The 2082-nt window shown below is 56.5% G+C and carries 2 protein-coding genes; one reads left to right on the plus strand and one right to left on the minus strand.

Features of this window, described 5'->3' with window-relative positions; genetic code table 11:
* Positions 1-121, minus strand: a 121-nt coding sequence (locus ACTIKR_RS19230) for a hypothetical protein (RefSeq protein WP_442328725.1), incomplete at its 3' end; no start/stop codon positions are given.
* 194 nt (positions 122-315) lie between these two features.
* Between ACTIKR_RS19230 and ACTIKR_RS19235 the strand changes: the two genes are divergently transcribed.
* A complete protein-coding gene (locus ACTIKR_RS19235; RefSeq protein ID WP_442328724.1) occupies positions 316-2019 on the plus strand; it encodes a GMC family oxidoreductase in 1704 nt (567 codons plus the stop codon).
* Positions 2020-2082: the final 63 nt, after the last annotated feature.

The following is a 2082-nucleotide window of genomic DNA, read 5'->3' on the forward strand; positions in this document are numbered from 1 at the left end:
CCTTGGGCAATGCGGTTCGCTGGGCGATCTGTGCCAGTGACAGCGGATAACTGGCGCAAGCCAGGTGCTCTATCACAGTCAGAATACGCAGATGTTTTGATTCTTGATTTGTCATGGTCATGGTTGTCTCTATATTTATTGTGGAATAAAAAAAGTTAAATATCCAACAATTTGAAACTATCCGTTCCGGTAAATGAAATGAAAATGGCGGTTATCGTTTCAAAATTGAAATGATTGGTGTATACCCCTAACAAATAGCGGCTCGCCAGACGCACACTTGACCCACCAAATCAGAACTGGCAGGCAGACAAGACTATGCAAGAGAGTGTGGATTATGTAGTGGTGGGCGGCGGCTCGGCCGGGTGCGTGATGGCCAACCGGTTGAGCGAGAACGGCAAATATTCAGTGTGCCTGCTCGAGGCAGGACCGGCTGATCGCAATATGTGGATTCATATTCCTATCGGTTATGGCAAGACCATGTTCAATCCGCGGTTGAACTGGGGCTTTTATACCGATCCCGATCACAATATGCTGGACCGCCGGATTTACTGGCCGCGCGGTAAAACGCTGGGCGGCAGCAGCTCCATCAACGGCCTGATCTACATACGGGGGCAAAAGGAAGATTATGACCACTGGGAAGCGCTGGGCAACAAGGGATGGAGCTGGGATGCCTGCCTGCCGTACTTTCGTAAACTGGAAAATAATGATCTCGGGCCCGGTCCGACCCATGGGACAGAGGGGCCGCTGAATGCCACGTCGATTCCGACCCGTCACGAATTGGTCGATGCGCTGATCGGCGCGGCCAACAGTCTTGGCATACCGTCGCGCAAGGACTTCAATACGGGGGACCAGCGTGGGGCCGGATATTATCAGTTGACGACCCGCAACGGTCGGCGCTGTTCTACGGCAGTCGCCTATCTGAACCCGGCCAGGCGACGCCCGAACCTGCGTATCGAAACCGAAGCGCAAGCCATGCGGATTCTGTTCCGTGGAAAAAAAGCGGCAGGGATCCAGTATCGCCAGCGCGGGAAAATCAAGACATTAAACGCAAACCGGGAAGTCATCCTGTGCGCGGGCGCCCTGCAGTCTCCGCAGCTATTGCAACTGTCGGGTGTGGGTAATCCAGCGCACCTGAGTCCGCTGGGCATTCCCATGGTGCACGCGCTCAATGGTGTGGGCGAGAATCTTCAGGACCATTTGCAGTTTCGGCTGATCTACGAAGTGAACAAGCCTATTACCACCAACGATCTGTTGCGCAGCTGGAGCGGCAAGGCAAAGATGGGCTTGCAATGGGCGTTGGTGCGGGGCGGTCCGCTGGCCATTGGTATCAACCAGGGCGCCCTGTTCTGCAACGCCTTGTCTGATACCGATGCGCGTCCCGATGTGCAGTTTCATTTTGGCACGCTGTCGGCCGATATGGCCGGTGGCAAGGTCCATGACTTTTCAGGCTGCACCTTTTCCGTGTGCCAGTTACGTCCCGAATCGCGGGGTTATCTGCGCATCCGTTCGACCGACCCGTTCGAGGCGCCGGCGATGCAGCCCAATTACCTGGCAACCGACCTGGATCGCCGCACAGCGATTGCCGGGGTGCGGTTAACCAGAAAGCTCGCAGACGCCCAGCCGATGCAGTCCTTGATGAAGGGCGAGGTCAAGCCTGGACGCGATGTCCGCAGCGACGATGAGATTCTGCATTTCTGTCGCGAGAATGGGGCCACGATTTTCCACCCATCGGGCACCGCGAAGATGGGGCCCGCAGCGGACCCGATGGCAGTCGTCGATCACCGGCTGGTGGTCAGGGGCCTGCAGGGGCTGCGTGTGGTTGACGCGTCGATTATGCCTACGTTGGTATCGGGAAATACCAATGTGCCGGTGGTCATGGTTGCTGAAAGGGCGGCGGCTTTTGTGCTTGAGGATGCGCTGGCCGGTGATCAGGCCATTGAAGTGCAGGCCGTGGCGTTGCCCGGCGACAACAGGGTGCCGGCCGAACCCACGACAGTAGAAAGTCTGCAGGAAAGCTAGCAGGCGGTAGAAGCGACGAGGCGACGTGCAATTGCAAATGAAATATGTCGGTTCGAAATGAAA

It is taken from the genome of Advenella sp., assembly GCF_052108595.1.
GTDB lineage: Bacteria > Pseudomonadota > Gammaproteobacteria > Burkholderiales > Burkholderiaceae_B > Advenella.

Bases quoted from the DNA above. Each gene is read 5' to 3' on its own strand.
- ACTIKR_RS19235 (WP_442328724.1), top strand. From the start codon at position 316: ATGCAAGAGAGTGTGGATTATGTAGTGGTGGGCGGCGGCTCGGCCGGG.